The organism is Actinoalloteichus caeruleus DSM 43889 (genome assembly GCF_000429185.2).
Lineage (GTDB): Bacteria > Actinomycetota > Actinomycetes > Mycobacteriales > Pseudonocardiaceae > Actinoalloteichus_B > Actinoalloteichus_B caeruleus.
In genome coordinates this window covers 1020863-1038784 of sequence record NZ_AUBJ02000001.1, presented here as the reverse complement: position 1 = coordinate 1038784, position 17922 = coordinate 1020863, and the positions used below count along the sequence as shown (strand labels likewise).

4 protein-coding genes are annotated in these 17922 nt (G+C 66.6%); all 4 read left to right on the top strand.

Annotated features, from left to right (window positions below; translation table 11 throughout):
• The first annotated feature begins 26 nt into the window (after positions 1 to 26).
• From G443_RS04100 to G443_RS04085, 4 genes are read left to right on the top strand one after another with little or no spacing between them, the layout of a single operon-like run.
• Entirely contained in the window at positions 27 to 3023 is a 2997-nt protein-coding gene (locus G443_RS04100; RefSeq protein WP_245588724.1) for a DEAD/DEAH box helicase, read from the top strand.
• Positions 3020 to 8446 (top strand): hypothetical protein, encoded by a 5427-nt coding sequence (locus G443_RS04095; RefSeq protein ID WP_026417969.1) that lies wholly within the window; start codon positions 3020 to 3022, stop codon positions 8444 to 8446. The genes G443_RS04100 and G443_RS04095 overlap by 4 nt, the downstream gene beginning before the upstream one ends.
• Complete coding sequence (locus G443_RS04090; RefSeq protein WP_026417970.1) at positions 8443 to 15159, top strand: DEAD/DEAH box helicase; 6717 nt, start codon at positions 8443 to 8445, stop codon at positions 15157 to 15159. Before G443_RS04095 ends, G443_RS04090 begins: the two co-directional genes overlap by 4 nt.
• The gene (locus G443_RS04085) at positions 15156 to 17444 is read left to right on the top strand and encodes a UvrD-helicase domain-containing protein (protein ID WP_026417971.1); all 2289 of its coding nucleotides are present in this window, start codon (positions 15156 to 15158) and stop codon (positions 17442 to 17444) included. Before G443_RS04090 ends, G443_RS04085 begins: the two co-directional genes overlap by 4 nt.
• The last annotated feature ends 478 nt before the right edge of the window (positions 17445 to 17922 follow it).

Below are 17922 nucleotides of genomic sequence, written 5' to 3'. Positions count from 1 at the left end.
CGGGCGAGTTGATGAATGGAGTTCGATTGACCGGGATCGCCGGGTGGGAAGATAGCCGGGACCTCGTCGCTGATGAGATCGAAGCGGTGCGGGAGGTCCCTCAGGCCACCGCGAGGTACGCGCCCGGCGCGCAGGTGCGGATCCGCGATGAGCAGTGGCTGGTGAAGAAGGTCAGCAACACTCGACACGACGGCTGGATGCTCGAGGTTACCGGCGTCTCCCCGTTCGTTCGAGGAACTGACGCCGTCTTCTACGAGAAGCTCGAAAAGCCGTCCGGTATCGAAGTGCTCGACCCGAGAAAAACCCGGTTGGTCGCCGACGACTCCCCCAACCATCGCCGGGCGCGCCTCTACCTGGAGGCGGCGATCCGCAAGACCGCCTTGCCGCAGACAGAGCACGGGCTCGCGCTCGCTGACAGCTTCCTAATGGACAAACAGACCCATCAGTTGCGTCCAGCGGAGCTTGCGCTGTCGGCACAGAACCCGCAGCCCCGCATCCTCATCGCGGACGTCGTGGGCCTGGGCAAGACCTTGGAGATCGGTCTCCTGCTCGCCGAGCTCATTCGCCGTGGACGTGGCGAGCGAATCCTCGTGGTAACCCCCGCCCACGTTCTAGAGCAGTTTCAACGTGAGCTGTGGACCCGATTCTCCATCCCACTGATCCGGCTGGACTCGACCGGCATCCAGCGGATTCAGCAGGACATACCGGCCGGGCGCAATCCCTTCGCCTACTTCAAGCGTTCCATCATCTCGGTGGATACGTTGAAAAGTGACGTCTACGCGCACCACCTGGGTAGTACCAACTGGGATGCGGTCGTCATCGACGAGTCCCACAACCTGGTCAACCGTGGTACGCGCAACAACGCGCTCGCCAAGTTGCTCGCCCGCCGTACCGATGCCCTGCTCCTCGCCTCCGCGACCCCGCACAACGGGAACGCCGAGTCCTTCGCCGAACTGATCGCGCTGTTGGACGAGGCCGCGATCGCGAACCCGTCGAACTACGACGTGAAGAACCTTGAGCACCTCTACATCCGTAGGACGAAGACCTCCGGGGAAGTGCGTGACTCGCTCAAGGGCGCCTGGGCCGACCGGGGACCGTCGCTGTCGGTGGAAGCCAGGGCGACGAGCAAGGAAGACGCGGTCCTCGAGGAGCTCGCCTCCCGCTGGCTTCCGCGCGACCGCACGGTCGACTCAGCCAGCGCTCACCAGCTCTTCCCGTACACCCTGTTCAAATCATTCCTCTCCTCCCACCGCGCGTTGCGGGAAACGATCGGGTCGCGGCTGCGCACGTTGACCAGGGCCGAGACTCCCAGCGAGACCGAGCGGGCGGCATTGGCGGATCTCGACCACCTCGCCGCCCAGATCGGGGACGCTGATTCCTCGAAGCTGGCGAAACTTGTGGCGGTGCTCAAGGAACTCGAGGTCGGCCCTGGGTCGACGAGGCGTGTCGTGGTCTTCTCGGAGCGCATCGCGACGTTGAAGTGGCTCGCCGAGGTCGTACCGGCGCAGCTGGGATTCCCTCGGGGCGGGAGCGACGACAAGAACAAGCCGTGGCTGGGCTACGGAGGTGTCGTGCAGGTGATGCACGGTGAGGCCACCGGCGAGGACGAGCAGAAGAAGATCGTCGAGAAGTTCGGTCTGCGGGACGATCCGGCCCGCATCCTGTTCACCGGCGATGTCGCCTCCGAAGGCGTCAACCTGCACCAACAGTGCAACCAGCTCATCCACTACGACCTGCCGTGGTCGTTGATCCGCATCGAGCAGCGCAACGGACGCATCGACCGCTACGGTCAGCAGCAGCCCCCCGAGTTCCGCGCACTCGTCCTCACCAGCGACATCGAGTGGCGCGAGGACGAGGAGACCAGTGAGATCCTCCCACTCGATGACCGGCTGGTCGGCGCCAAACTACTCCGGCGGGAGGAGGAGGCCCACAAGATCGAAGGATCGGCTGAGGCGGTCACCGGACTGTACCGGGCTCAGGAAGAGGACAACCGTCTCACCAGGGACCTCCTCGCTGGTCGCACCGTCGAGACCTCGATCAGGCAGTCACGCCAGGGCAGCGCCGGCTTCCTCGCCAACCTGCTGGGGAACGTGGGCGCGAAACCTGACAACGCCGAGGTCCCCCTCGCGACAGTCCCGTCAGTCTTCGAGTCCACAGCCGCGTACTTCGACGAAGCGTTGCGCCACATCTGCCCGACCCGTCCGGAGGATGACCTGGCGCTGCGTCGTGACGAGGACGGCACCATCGCCTTCGAACCACCGACTGACCTGCGGTACCGGTTCAAGGCGCTGCCCAAGTCCTATCTCGATGAACAGGGCATCCTGCCGACCTCGGCGAGGCCAGGCCGCCTACGCATCACCTTCTCCAAGAAGCTGGCGGAGCAGCGGCTGAGGGCGGCGCGTGACTCGTCGACGACGCTGTGGCCCAACGTCAGCTACGTGTCCGATGTCCACCCCGTGCTGGACTGGGTGACGGACAAGGCTCTCGCCTCAGTCCGCCACGACGAGGCGTTCGTTATGGCCTACACACCCCACGAGCACCTGGACGGCCCGGTCTTCCTCGTCCAGGGGATCTACTCCAATGCCCTCGGGAGGCCGACCGTTGTCGAGTGGATGGCCGTACTCGGTCTACCCGACAGGCCCGAGGTAGTGCCCATGAACGCGGAGTTCCTGGAACTGTGCGGTGTGGGACCGCGCATGCCTGGCCGTGCTACACCGCAGGACCGGGACGGGCTGCAGCGCCTTGTCCCACAGGCGGTCGAGGAAGCCGAACGGTACCTGGTGCTTCGGGAGAACGAGTACGCGGAGCGCATCGACCGGGTTCTCGAGCCCTACAGCAGGCGCGTGCGGCAATGGCAGCAGGAGGCGCTATTCGCTGCCGGCCGAGGGGGCGAACACGGCGTCAGGCTCACCGCGAGTCGGCGCGAAACCCTCATCTCGTCGTTGCGGACGTCCGGAGCACCGATGCTGCGCCTGCTCGCCGTCCTCGAGCCGCTGTCCGCCGTGGGAGGCACCACCCGATGAGCACCGTCTTCGACTCCTTCACCAACCGGGGCGAGTACTTCTCCGCGCACTACTTCGCGGACCAGCTGGGCGTGGATCTCAAGAAGGGGCTCCTAGCCACCTGGTCACTGCGGGAGAGCGACGAGCACGACCAGCGCAGGACACCGAGGCAGAAGCTGCGGGATCTCCGCGGCGACTACCTGGGCGAAGGAGTCCGCACCTACTTCGCCGAGTGCGCGGAGCAGGACGCGGCCGACGACGACGAGTGCGCCGCGCGGCTGCGCACCCACAACAACCCGGAATGGGTGAAAAGACTCGGCGTCTGGCACCAGAAGGTTCTCGCTGCCCTCGGCTACGTGGAAGGCCCCACCCAGCTGACGGTCTACCGGGCCGGCCGCGAACACGTCGTCGAGACCGCCTGGCACGACGACGGGATCGTCGTGATCGAATGCGGCTGGACCGCCATCACCGACTCGGCCCTCGACACCGACGGCCCGGGCCGACTGCTACATCCGTTGCGGCTGGGCGCGAGCGAGTCGTACGAGACAGGACCGGCCCTCGCCACCTGGTTGTTCCAGAGCGAGCTGGAGGAGGCTGGCGGCGCGCCACCGCGCTTCGTGATCATGCTGTGCGGCGGAGTCATCGTGCTCGCCGACCGACAGGCGTGGGCCGAGGGCCGTTTCCTCGCCGTGAACCTGGACGCGGCGTTGGAGCGCAACGACCGCAGGCAACTCGGCGAACTCGCGACCGCTGCCGCACTGTTCAGCCACGAGATGCTGGCTCCTGGCGGGGACGGCACGGGTCCACTGATCGACGTGTTACTCAAGGCGTCGACCGACAACGCGGTCGGAGTCTCGGGAGAGCTCCGCGAAGGTCTCCAGCGCTCGGTGGAGATCATCGCCAATGAGGTGCTCGCACGGCTGGATGCGGCCGGCATCGAACCACGGCAGGTCGAGGACGCCCGGATCCCGTTCGCCAAAGAGCTCACCCGGGAGACGCTGCGCTACCTCTATCGCATTCTGTTCCTGCTGTACGCCGAAGCCCGACCCGAGCTGGGCATCCTTCCCGCGGACGATGGTTCGTACGAGGCCGGCTACTCGGTCGCCCGGCTGCGCGAGCTCGTCGAGCGCGACGAGCAGCTCGTCGAGGAGGAAGCGAGGAACGGCTTTCACCTCTTCGAATCGCTGCACGTCCTCTTCGACAAGGTCAACAACGGGCACCGGCCCTACGGCACGGAGTCCGACGACGACCTGCCCGGCGACGACGAGATAACCCGGAAGTCGAAGGCGGAACGCCGAAGCGAAGACCGTGGCCTGCGCTTCGAGCCGCTGCGCAGCGAACTGTTCGAGCCAACAGCCATTCGGCTGATCGGCCGAGGCGTCAGCGATCCGCGCGGTGCCGAGAACAGCAGCACCTTCCTGGACCTCCGGCTGCGCAACTCCGCGTTGCACGAGGTCCTGCGGCTGCTGACGATGAAGAAGGCCACCCGGCGCGGCGACCGAGGGGGATTCATCTCCTACCGCAACCTGGGCATCAACCAGCTCGGCGCCGTCTATGAGGGCCTGATGTCCTACACCGGGATCATCGCCGAAGAGGAGCTGTGCGAGGTCGCCAAGGGAGGAGACCCGGACAAGGGATCGTGGCTGATCCCCGCCCGCCGGCAGACCGACTACCCGGAAAGCACGCTCGTCACCTACGACGAACACGACGCACACCGAGGTCTTCGCGGTCCGAAGCGCTACCCGGCTGGCACGTTCGTCTACCGGTTGGCCGGACGCGACCGGGAGACATCCGCCTCGTACTACACGCCCGAGTCGCTCACCAAGGTCACGGTCGAGCTCGCGCTGAAGCATCGGCTCGACCAGCAGCGGGACGCTGAGGGAAACACGATCACAACGCGCGCCGCGGAGCTGTTGACGTACAAGATCTGCGAGCCGGCACTCGGATCCGGCGCGTTCCTCAACGAGGCGATCAACCAGGTCGCCGAGGAATACCTGCGGCGACGGCAGGACGAACTCGGGGTCTCCATCCCGCCGGCCGATGCCCTGACCGAGAAGCAGAAGGTCAAGGCGTACATCGCGTTGCACAACGCGTACGGCGTGGACCTGAACGCGACCGGCGTCGAGCTCGCCGAGGTGTCGTTGTGGCTGAACACCATGCATCCCGGTATGCGGGCGCCCTGGTTCGGCCTGCACCTTCGACGGGGCAACTCGCTCATCGGCGGGCGACGCGCGGTCTACGCCGGGGACGACGTTTCGGAGACGAAGGCATGGCTGAAGTCGAAGGGCGGGCTGGCGCCGACCCCGCTGCCGTTCCTGAAGGACGGCGTGGAGCAGCCGCTGCCACCAGACGCGGTGCACCAGTTCCTCCTACCGAACCCCGGATGGGCGGCGATCGCCGGGGCAGGCGAGGCCAAGAAACTGGCGGGAAGCGAGGCGCGGCAGCTCGCGGCGTGGAAGAAGGGCATCCTGCAGCGACCGAAGCGCAGCACGGCGCACCTGAACAAGAAGACGGGCGAACCCAAGCTCAGGAACGGCAGACCGCAGCCCGAGGCCCGCTCACAGTTCACCCGGCTGCGTGACGTCGCCAGGCGAGTGGAGTTCCTGTGGGCGCTCGTCATCAAGAGGATGGAGATCTCCGAACAGGCGATCGCGCGCCGGATCGACGTCTGGGGCGCCGACCCGGCCGATCCCGAGTACGGCTTCCTCCGTCGGCCGGAGCACGCCGTGCCCAAGGAGCAGGTCTTCGAGGACCTTTTCAACGCCGTCGACACACCCTACTGGCGGCTGAAGACCGTGATGGACGCCTGGTGCGCGTTGTGGTTCTGGCCGGTCGACAAGGTCGCGTTGCTCGACGGCACGGACGGGGCGTACGAGGAAACAGGCACCGTGGACGCCATGGCGGTCACCGCGCTGCTGGGTGAAACGCCAGTCGCGAAGACGTCCTGGCCCCAGGTCGAGGAGCGCTTCGCGTTGTTCGCCGTGGGGCCTGAGCAGACCTCGCTCGCGGACCTGGAGCCGCGGCCAGAGGGTGAACTGATCGTCGAGACCACCAGGGTCAAGCCGAGGTCTTCGCCGAAGGCGAAGCCGAAAGCCGCTTCGTTGCGGAACACCATCCCGTTGCAGGGCCTCGACGACTGGTTGGACTTCCTGGAGGCGATGCTCGGCACCGGGGACGTGCATGAGGACGAGATCATCAGCCAGTTCAACAACCTGGATGATCTGAAGGACTTCGAGGCCGTCCTACCGTCGTACATGGGGATGGACACGGCGGACCCGGAGCAGCGGTTCCCCTGGTTGCACACGGTTCGGGACATCGCGACACAACAGGGCTTTCTGCACTGGGAACTGGAGTTCGCGCTCGTGTTCGCGCAGGGCGGCGGTTTCGACCTCCAGGTCGGAAACCCGCCGTGGGTACGACCCCGGTGGAACGAGTCCGCCGTCCTTGCCGAGCACGAGCCGTGGTTCGAGTTGGACAAAGAGGCGCCCACCGGGGAAAAGAAGCGTCGCACCGATGAGCTCCTTCGGGATTCACGCGTACTCGAGTACGTGCTCGGCGAACTGACCAACACGACAGGCCAGGTCGCCCTGTTCGGCTCGCCGCAGGTCTACCCCCTCCTGGTCGGTACTCAGCCGGACCTGTACCGGGCGTTCATGTCCCAGGTGTGGGCCCACGCCTCGGGGGCGGGAACGGCGGGGCTGGTCCACCCGGGTACTCACTTCACTGGTGACAAGGAGGGGAAAATTCGAGAGGCTGCCTATCGACGACTCCGAATACATGGGGACTTCGTCAACGCGGGCCAACGGTTCTTTCCTCGGCCGGTCGGGGACGTTGCTCACTTTGGTGTGCATATCTACGGTCGCCCGGGAGAGATCAGGTTCGACCACCTGTCGTGGTTGGTCTCGGCGGATGCACTTCGGTACTCGGCTCAGCATGACGGATCGGGCGAGGTGCCGGGAATACGTTACCGCAACGGCGAGTTCGACGAGCGGCCGCACAGGAGCCGGGTCGTTCCAGTCGACCTGGACCAACTCGCCGTCTGGCAACGTCTGCTGGACCAGGAGGATGAGCCGGTTGAACAGGCTCGCCTGCTGTTCCCGGTCAGCACGGCGGAAGCGACGGCCATTCAGGCCCTCGCTGACTACCCGCTACGACTGGGAGCCTTGTCGCCGCAAATCAGTCCTGGCTATCACGAGAGCGGAGCCAAGAAAGAGGGCCTCATCGACTACAATCGTCGAGATGCTGCCACCGGGCAGGAGTACCAGCCTGACAGCTGGCGCAGGGTGATCCTCAAAGGAATCCAGTTGGGCGTCGCCACCCCGGTGTTCAAGCGGCACGACGCCAACAGCAACGACCCAAGCGGTGTGGATCTCGTCAAGCTACCTCCGGACTTCGTGCCTGATACTGAGTACGTGCGGGTAGAGGGGATGACACGCGAATACCTAGCGGCGCAGGGCCGCTGGGTTGACGATCGTGCCCTCTCGCGTCTTCGAGTGGACGAGAAAGCAATCACTCGTGCACGGCAGCAGATCTCGAAAGCCGGGGGAGACGCTACTGCCGACAGGATAGACGCGTTGCTCGTCAGTAGAGCCCGACGCCGATACACTGCTTTCTACCGCCTCGCGTGGCGTGAGATGGTGGCACCGAACACTGAGCGCAGTTTGTACGCCGCGCTCATCCCTCCCGGCCCGGCACATGCGAACGTCGTTCGCAGTTCCTGGATTTCGTCGAACCTGACGACAGCGCTTGTGGCGGGAATGTGGGCGGCGCTTCCGGTTGACTATCTGCTGCGCGCGACCGGTACTCGCCACCTCGATGTCGGTCGTGCTGGGCGTCTACCCGCGCCATCGTCGGAACACCCACTTGCTTCAGCATTGCTGCTCAGAACCTTGCGGCTCAACTGCCTCACGAATGCCTATAGTCGACTGTGGGCTGAGTTGTATTCACCCGTCTGGAGTCAGGCTGAAGGCTGGGTGTACGACTGGCCGGGTCTTCAGCCATTGCACGACGTTGGGCCGGAGTGGCGGCCGGATACTCCGCTGCGATCCGAGCGGGCACGTCGTTCCGCGTTGGTCGAGATCGACGCCCTGGTGGCCGTCTGGCTCGGCATGGACGCGGACGCCCTCATCGCCGCCTACCGGGGCCGCTTCCCCGTGCTGCGGAAGTACGAGGCTGTGACCTGGTTCGACGCCGACGGTTGGAAGCTGGCGGGCAACCCCCGCACCTCCGGTCAGCGGCAGTCGAAGGAGTCTTGGGCCCAGTTCGAGGCGTACCGGGCCGCTCCGGATACCGTCCCGGTGCCGGAGGGGTACACGGCTCCGTTCCACAAGGCCGATCGCGAGACGGAGATGCGGGAAGCGCACGCCGTGTTCCAGGCGCGTCTTGACGCCGCCGTCGCGCGGGGCGAGTGGGACCCGGCCCGCCAGGAGGTGCCGCAGACGTGAGGCCGACGCTCGAAGCACGTGGGCTCAAGGAAAGCCTGCTGCAGTACCTGTCGACAACCTACGCCCTCAGCGACGAGGGCGCACGCGAGTCGCTGCACCGGTTCCTCGGGGATGAGACCTCCGGCATGTTCCGCGGCCCGTTCCTGCGCGTCCGCACGCCCTTCCGGACCGCGGATTCCAGCTGGCGGGAGCTGCTGGACTGGAAGCGCGAGGATGGTTGGACGCCGTACGCCCACCAGGCGGAGGCCTTCGCGCGGCTCAGCTCCTCGGCTGGTCGAACCCCGAGGCCCACCGTCATCACCACGGGCACTGGCTCTGGCAAGACCGAGGCCTTCCTCTACCCGATCCTTGACCACTGCGTGCGGGAGAAGGCCGCCGGCCACGACGGGATCAAAGCGGTCTTCCTGTACCCGATGAACGCTCTCGCCACGGACCAGGCGCACCGTCTCAACACCCTGCTTCTCGAGCACGAGACGCTGAGCGGGCTGCACGCGGGTCTGTACATCGGTGAACGAGCCGCGATCAAGTACGAGAAAGTCCACACCCGCCGCTCGGACATGTGGCTCTCGCCGCCCGACATCCTCATCACCAACTACAAGATGCTGGACCTGCTGCTGCAACGTTCCTCGGACGCTCCGCTGTGGGCCGGGGCGGACGTTCGCTACGTCGTCGTGGACGAGTTCCACACCTACGACGGCGCGCAGGGCACGGATGTGGCGATGCTGCTGCGTCGGCTGGCTGCCGCTGTCGGGACACCCGAGCCCGCTCGTCCACTCGGCCGCATCTGCCCGGTGGCCACCTCCGCGACCTTGGTCTCCGATATCGGCGCCGACACCAGCACCCTACTCGACGTCGCCACGCAGGTCTTCGGTACCGAGTTCACCTCCGACGCGGTGATCGGCGAGAACCGGCAGCCGGTCGACGAGTTCATCCCCGTCCAGGATTTCGATCCGGTCCTTCCGTTCCCCCTGCCCGAGCAGCTCGCCGCCCTGCCTGACCCGGGGACCGATGAGGAGGCGTTGGCGGATCTGGTCGAGGCGGTCACCGGAACACGAGATCTGAACCCGTTCGTACTCGGGGCGAACCTCAAGAAGCACATGCTCACCTCGGCGGTCCTACGGTCGCTGGACGGTGTGGTTCGGACGGGCTCCGAGATCCTGGACATGATGTGGCGTACTGGCGCCCAGTCGTGGGTCCAGGCGATCACCCGTCATCCGGAGGTGGCGGCCAAAGCTCTTGCGCGGTTCGTGGGGCTGCTCTCGATGGCGCGTGACCCCGAATCCACTCCAGAACGATCGCGTCCGTTCGCGCATGTCGAGGTACACCAGTGGGCCCGCTCGGTGTCCCGGCTCGTCCGTGGCGTGTTGCCCTGGCCGAAGGCGGAGTTCCGGTGGGACACAGCCGGCACGAACGACGCGCAGGGCGCGAGCCATGGCCGTACCGCTCCGATGACGGTCGCGACATCCGGGCAGTCCGCGAACCTGTTCCTCCCCGCGATCTACTGCCGCGACTGCGGGCGTTCCGGATGGGCGGTGTTCTCCCCCGAGAGCGACGACCAAGTGGTGGAGTTCGACAGTCACAAGATCCGGCGAGCCTCGACCAGTCAGGACAAGATCAGGGTCCGCAACCTGATCGCCGCGACCGACCGAGAAGCGCGTGACGGCTCCGGCATCGCACCGACGGCCGTAGCGGCCCGACCCAGCAGGGACAAGGGTGCACTCGCCCACGGCGCGGGTGGATTCGTGCGGGTGCTGGACGGCCCGGAACGTCGCCTGAGACCGCCCAGCCCGACGAAGGACTACGAACAGGCGACGGGGGAACCACGTCTGACAGCGTGCGACTCGACCTTCGTTCTGGTCAACGTCGGCGAAACCGCCAACACCGCGGCCGCTGAGGACTGGTGCCCGGCATGCGGAGAGCGCAACGCGATCCGGTATCTCGGAACTGGCGCCGCGGCCCTCGCGGCGGCATCGGTCACCCAGCTCTTCACCGGCGGAGAGCTCGACGAGGACCAGGCCGAGGACAAGACGTTGATGTTCAACGACTCGGTGCAGGACGCCGCGCACCGGGCGGGGTTCGTCGCCAGTCGTTCGTACACGTTCTCCCTGCGTGCGCTGCTGAAGAAGCACCTGTCCGAGGAACGGCCGACCTCCCTGAACGACCTGATCGCCGACGTTGTCGCGGCGACCACCGATCCGAGGACCTTGAGCGCTGTCGTACCAACCGACCTGCACGACCACCGGGGGGTGGAACGGCTGCTCTCGGGGCAGGGGCGAGGTGGTGATCTCAGGACCTGGCGGTTAGTCGGCGAGCGGCTCGCTTTCGAAGCGTTGATGGAGTTCGGCTTCCGGTCGCGCAACGGCCGTACCCTCGAGCTGACACGCACCGCCGCCGCCCAGGTACGAATCCCTGACACCGCCGCGGCGGTGGAGCTCGTCAAGGCCGCGCACCTTGAGAGCCAAGGAGGCGGTCTGGTTTTTGACGAGCAGGATGACCGGCGATACCTGGCGTTTCTGCGCGTACTCCTCGAGCGGTTGCGGACTCGTGGCGCGATCAAGCACCGGTGGCTGGAAGGGTACCTGCGGGAAGCGGGCACCAGTCGGTACCACGTCTGGGGTGGCCGGCCGCCAGGGATGCGGGCGTTCCCGAAGGGCGTGGGGGCCCCGAGGTTTCTGCTCGGTCATCCCAAGGCCGCCAGTGAGTTCGACTTCGCTACTGGGCGCCTGTCCTGGTATGAGCGTTGGGCGCAGCGGTGCCTGGAGCTGCCGCGCGAGCAGGTTCCGGCGTTCTGGGGACGGCTGCTGCCCGGGCTCGCCACCGCCGGTCTGCTGTCGGTCGGCACGCCCAAGGACAGCTCGGCCCGGATCTACGGCCTGCGACCGGGGCACATCGACATCCGGTTGTTGACCGACGACGAGGTGAACACGGCGTTCGTACGTTGCCCCGTGTGTTCCTGGGAGCAGACGGTGCACCCGTCACTGTTGGAGCAGTGGCACGGCCAGCCCTGCCCTTCCTACCGCTGCCGCACCGGCCGTCTCGTCGCCGGGGACCGTCCTGCCGAGCTGGGCATTCACCAGCGGGATCGCGACTACCGTGGTGACTACTACCGGCGGCTGTACCGGCGGGCCGGCACATACCAGGTCATCACCGCCGAGCACACCGGCATGCTCAGCCGACCTGAGCGTGAGCGGGTGGAGGCGGCGTTCAAACACGGATCCGGATTCAAGGATCCCAACGTGCTGTCGTGCACGCCCACACTGGAAATGGGTATCGACATCGGTGACCTGTCGGCCGTCGTGCTGGCGGCGTTGCCGCGCCGCCCGGCCAGCTACGCGCAGCAGGTCGGCCGTGCGGGCCGCCGTACCGGGAACGCCTTCCTGCTGACGATTGCCGACCGCAGCCGCCGCGACCTTTACTTCCTGGACCAGCCCAGGGAAATGATCGACGGGCGGGTCCTGCCACCCGGATGTCACCTCTCCGCGATCGAGATCCTGCGTCGTCAGTACCTGGCACACGTGCTGGACCTCGCCGCTCGGGGTCGTCTGCTGCGGGGCGACGGTGTTCCGCTGCGTGCTCTGCCGCGACAGGCTCCCGCGCTGTTCGGTCCTTCCGGATACCTCGCTGACCTGGTAGAGGTGGCCCTCGCCCAAGGAGAACAGCTCGTCGAGGGGTTTCTGGCACTCTTCCCGGCAGGGGTGAACGAGGAGGCACAGGCCGACCTGCGGTCCTATGCGACGAGGGGGCTGCGGAGCGCCGTGGAGGAGGCTGAACGCGGCTGGCGGCGCAACGAGGACATTCTGCGTACGCGCCTGCGGATGATTGACGAAGCCCACGGTGAGCTGCACGAGTCCGATCCTGAGCAGGCGCGCCAGAAAGCCGAACTCGACGCCGAACGGCGGGCGGTCGGCAAACGCCTGCTTGAGCATGGCATGACGCCCGCGCAGAACGCGATGTGCGATCTCGGGCTACTGCCGAACTACGCCCTGATCGACACCGTGACCACGCTGAACGCCACCCTCTACTGGTCCGAGGGTGCGGACCCTGCGACGGGGAAGGAGCGGTTCACCTCCAGACTCCGGTCCTATGACCGGCCCCGGCGGTACGCGTTGGCCGAGCTCGCGCCAGGCAACACCTTCTACGTCAACGGGTACAAACACGAGATCACCGGACTGGAGATCGGCACGACCGTCCACCGCCAGTGGCAGCACTGGAGGTTCTGCCAGGACTGTGGCTTCGTGCGCACGGAGAACGCGGTCGAGGACCGGTCACCCTGCCCGCGGTGCGGCAGCGCGCGCATCGCCGACGACGGCTCGTGCCTGCATCGGGTGGTCGAGCCGGCTGCCGTCACCTCGAGGGGCAAGCGCGAGGATGCGCGGATCGGCGATGACAAGGACGACCGTGACCGGCGGTTCTACACCGTCATCGACGCGGTGGACATCCCGCTCGACGCGATCGAGCCCGGCACGTCGTGGCGCCACGCGACGCAGACATTCGGTGTCGACTTCTGCCGGAGTGCCACGGTCCGGCGTGTCAATGTGGGTCTCACGCGTTTCGACAGGAGTCTGGAGGACGACCTGGCCGGGCAGCCGGTTCGGCTGAGCCCATTCCATGTGTGTACCGGCTGCGGTGCGGCGACAGCGGACGGGAAACCCGTCTTCGACCACGACACGGATGCCTTGACCTCGTCCGCGGCCCGCAACCCGAAGGTCAAGCACCACCAGCCCTGGTGTCCGCTTCGGCGGGGAAGACGTCAGGGGAACGTGGAGCAGGTGCCGGTACTGCTCGCGCACCAGCTGCGTACCGAGGCGCTGCGCGTGCTGCTGCCCGCAGCGACCGTGCTCATCGACGAGAAGGCGTACTCGTTCCGCGCCGCCCTCCGGCTGGGCGTGGACAGGCACTTCGGTGGAGACCCCCAACATCTGGACACGACCGTGGCGTCGATGCCGGACCCGGAGACGGGGGAGCGGCGCCACTTCCTCGTTCTCTTCGACCGGCTGCCCGGCGGCACGGGATACCTGCACAGGCTCACCGATCCACTTGCGTTCAGGGCTACTCTGGCCGACGCCCGCCGGACCCTGCTCACCTGCCAGTGCAAGGACGAGGGCCGGCTTGCCTGCCACCGGTGCCTGCACCGTTACACCGACGAGCGTTACCAGGACATCGTCTCCCGTCGTGAGGCCCTGGAGATCCTCGGTGACCTCCTGGGCACCGTCGACGACCACGGTAGGACTCTTGCCGATACGTGGGCGGTGGAGAAGGTTCCGCACACCGGGTTGATTGGCCTGGACAAGCAGGTGGAGTCTGACCTTGAGGCCCGGTTCCTGGCGGCATTACGTGGATGGGTTCACACTGACGAGAACGCCACACTGGACGAGGATGGCCGGGCCAGTGGCTACCTCCGGTTCGCGGATACCCACGGCGTCATCAACTGGCGTTTGACGGCGCAGCAGGACCTGGACCGCACCCGCACGGACTTCACGTTCGAGCGGGTCGACGGTCCGAGGCACAGCGTGACTGTCTACCTGGACGGCCACCGTTACCACGCGACCCCGCGCCACAACCGGTTGGCGGATGACTGCGACAAGCGCAACCAGCTACGCATTGACGGACGAGTGGTTTTCCAGATCACGTGGGATGACCTCGACCTGTTCGAGCAACGAAACACGCGGACCAAGCCGGTGTGGCCTCCGTACCGGGGACGTGCTCAGGACGCTGCCAAGGGACTTTACGAAGTCTCGGGCGGACAGCGCGCCCAGCTGGCGGACGCCGTGTTCGTCAACCCGATCAGCTCCCTGCTCGCCTACCTACGACGTCCCGACCCGATGCTGTGGGCACGGCGCGCCAAAGCCTTGGTGGCAGGACTGCTGGCGACCTCACCCACCCCGGTCCACCAAGGAGTCGATCGGGCCGGCGTGGAGGTAGCGCTGCGGGCCGAGCTCGCCGGACGTGAGGTCGACGTGGCCTCCGCGAACGCGGGACCGTGGCACGTCATGCGTGGCACTGACCAGAGTGGGTTGCCTCTCGTCTTCGCCTTCGACACCCACGACGAGGCTTCCGAGGTCGAGACACGCTGGAGCGCCATCGCCATCCTCGACGACAGCGCCGAGGCGCTGCGGGCCGACGAGAACAAGCTTCGCTGGCGTTCCTGGCTCTACTGGACGAACCTGCTGCAGTTCCTCTCCCATGCGGAGGGCGACGGCGTGCAACTCACCACCGGCCGGGCTCCCGCATTTCCGGTCGAGACCCTCCACGTGTGCGGCGGCAGGGAAAAGCTCAGTCTCCCCACCGAACCCACAACGCCGCGAGAGAACGCGGAACCGGACCACGCACTGTCAGTCACCGCACAGGGCGTAGCACGTCTGCCGAGGGACGCCTCATGGGATGAGGAAATCCTGCCAATCCTCGAGGAGGACGAACCGGAGTCAGCGCTGACCAGACTTGCCGCGCTACTGGCCGAACACGGCAAACGGGCACCTGTGTTCGGCCATGAACTCGGCGAGCCGCGTTGGCAGGCGGATTTCGCATGGCCCGATTCCCGTGTCCGTGTCGCCGTAGTCAGCGAACCCGATGGCGATCACGACGTGGAGGCGATGAACCGCGATCGCGCGTACGTGGAGGCCGGATGGACGGCTCGTTCCGCGCACGACTGGCTCGACCACCTCGACTCGCTCCTCGACCTGCTCCCCGACGCGGAAGGTACCGCCGCCCGATGACCGCACGGATCAGCCTCTACCAGAAGGCCGAACAGGAGCTGTACAAGCTCGACCGTTCGGTGAAGGCGAAGTTCTACGACTTCTGCCACCTCTTCCGGGACAACCCCGACCACCCTGGTCTCGACCTCAAGCCGCTCAAAGGTGATCGCCGGGTCTTCCGTGCCAAGATCGATCAGTCCTACCGCGCGCTGCTCGCCAAGACGGGCGTTGACGAGCGGGGACGGGAGAACTGGCTCGTCATCGCTGTCCGCCACCGCAAGAACGTGTACGAGGAGCTGTCCGTCGCGGTCAACCGGGTGACCGGCGAGATCGAGTTCGTAGACCTGTCGGTGGTCGGTGAAAGCGTGCTGAGGCGAGCCGGCGTGACGCTCACACCCGTCGAAGTGGAAGCCGAAGGACCCCGAACCACACCAGCCACGCCGAGCGAACCCCTGACCCCGCTTCTCACCAACATCACCGCCGAGGACCTGCGCGGCCTCGGCGTCGCGGAGCAACTGATCGACCTGGCCCTCGCCGTCACCGACAGCGGTGAGCTCGACCAGCTGCTCTCGGGCGCACCGCTGCTGTCCAAGGACGTCCTCTACGGCCTCGCGGCGGGCATGCCGATGGACGACGTCCGTCGGGAGATCACGGCCCAGGTCGAGGTCGAACTCGGCAACGACTACGCCGACAACCTCAGCGCGGCCGTCGCGCGCACCACGGTCACCACCTTCGACGAGGATCTCAAGGCCGCGATCGAGGAGGGTGACTTCCGTGCCTGGAAGATCTTCCTCCACCCCAGTCAGGCCAAGCTCGTCCGCCGCCACTACAACGGACCAGCCCGCGTCTCCGGGGGGCCAGGAACCGGTAAGACCATCGTCGCCCTGCACAGGGTCAAGCACCTAGCGGAACAGTTGCCGCCAGGGTCAACCCAGCCGATCCTGCTGACCACCTTCACGAAGAACCTCACCACCGACCTGCGGGCCCGCCTTGCCTCGCTGCTGGAGCCCGAACTGCTGGACCGCGTCGAGATCACCCACATTGACCAGCTCGCCGCGCGGGTCCTCAGTGAGAACAGCGGCGTCGGCATCAGCAGGCAACGTGTCTACGACACCGTGGCGCTCAACATTCTCCGGCAGATGCTCGCCGAAATCGACGAGCAACGCTGGAACGCCGAATTCCTTCTGGAGGAATGGGACCAAGTAGTCCTCGGTCAATCATTGAACACCCGCAAGGCGTACTTCGACGCCCGGCGCGCGGGCCGCGGGCGTTCGCTCACCCGCCCCGAACGCAACCAAGTCTGGAAACTGCTGGAACAGTTCACGGCGCGCCTGGAGAAGGAAGGTGTGGAAACCTGGGGCCAAGCGGCGGAACGGGCCGCTCGCTTCGAGATGGAGCGGGCCGCGAGAATCGAGGAACGGCAGAACAACCAGGCTGTTGGCGGGGGTGACACGGCGCAGCCGGACGACAGTTCCGGCAGGCGCTACCTCCGCCACCGTTACCAGCACGTCGTCGTCGACGAGGCGCAGGATCTCCGCGCCGCCCACTGGAAGATGTTGCGTGCGATGGTTCCGAGGAGGCCGAATGACCTGTTCATCGCGGGTGACACCCACCAACGCATCTACGACCACCAGGTCACCCTCGGGACGGTGGGCATCAACATTCGTGGGCGTTCCACACGACTGACCCTCAGCTACCGCACCACGCGGGAAATCCTCGCTCGTGCGATCGGAGTCGTCGACCCGCGGAAGGTCTCCTACGACAACCTTGACGATGGTGCCGACACCCTCGACGGCTACCGCTCGGTGCTCACTGGTCCGACCCCTGACCTGGTGGCCTGCCAATCGTGGGACGACGAACTGGTTCGGCTCGGCGCGGTCCTGACGAGCTGGCGCGCGGAAATGTCCACCGGAGACAACGGAGTTCGGCGCGACCCACGAGGTGACGTGGCCGTCTGCGTGGCGGAACGCGACATGGTCAGCCAGGTCATGCACTACCTCGCGACGCAGGTCGGGATCAGTTGCGCGGAACTGTCCAAGGACGGCCCCAAAGGGGATGGCGAGGTTCACGTCGGCACCATGCACCGGTTCAAGGGACTTGAGTACCAGAAGCTGGCGATAGTCGGCGTGCGCGACGGCGTCATTCCCCGCACGGCCGTGATCGAGCGTTACCGAGAGGAGGACCACCAGCGCGCGGCTCGTGAGGAGCGTAAAGCACGTTCCCTGCTGTTCGTTGCCGCCACCCGTGCCCGCGACACGCTGCGGATCAGCTGGCACGGCAAGCCCAGCCCATACCTGCCCCTGTGAATGATGGTCTGGATCCGTTTCAGCCAACCCGCGTGGCGGGCTCAGCCGGGTCGCTCACGACAGTGGTCGTTCCCGAGGACAGCGGAATCAGGACTCGGTGACCTCGGGACCGCCAGCGGTGCGAGCGCGCGCCCAGTACGCCGCCAGCCGCCCCACGTTCCCCCGAGGCGCGGCCAGGCCCGGAACCGGCACCGGCCTGTCGCTGGCAGGTAGGGCAGCGAGGTCCGCGCGACGCTCGACAACCCCCGGTACACCTCTGGTCGCAGGAAGAGCCCCGCGTGCGCGGGGACGACCCCGTAGGCGAAGCCGCCGGCCAGCCGGCCGGCGGAACAGCCCCGCGTGCGCGGGGACGACGGCCCCGTGGCACCGGGACCCGCTGGAAGGAGCGGAACAGCCCCGAGTGCGCGGGACGACACTTCCTGACCTACGGCCTTACGAGCGGCAGGGTTGATTCTCATTCACTTTCCTGCTGCCCCTT

What these genes read in the sequence shown, in the direction of transcription:
- G443_RS04085 (WP_026417971.1), top strand. Translation starts at nt 15,156, where the DNA reads ATGACCGCACGGATCAGCCTCTACCAGAAGGCCGAACAGGAGCTGTAC.
- G443_RS04095 (WP_026417969.1), top strand. Translation starts at nt 3,020, where the DNA reads ATGAGCACCGTCTTCGACTCCTTCACCAACCGGGGCGAGTACTTCTCC.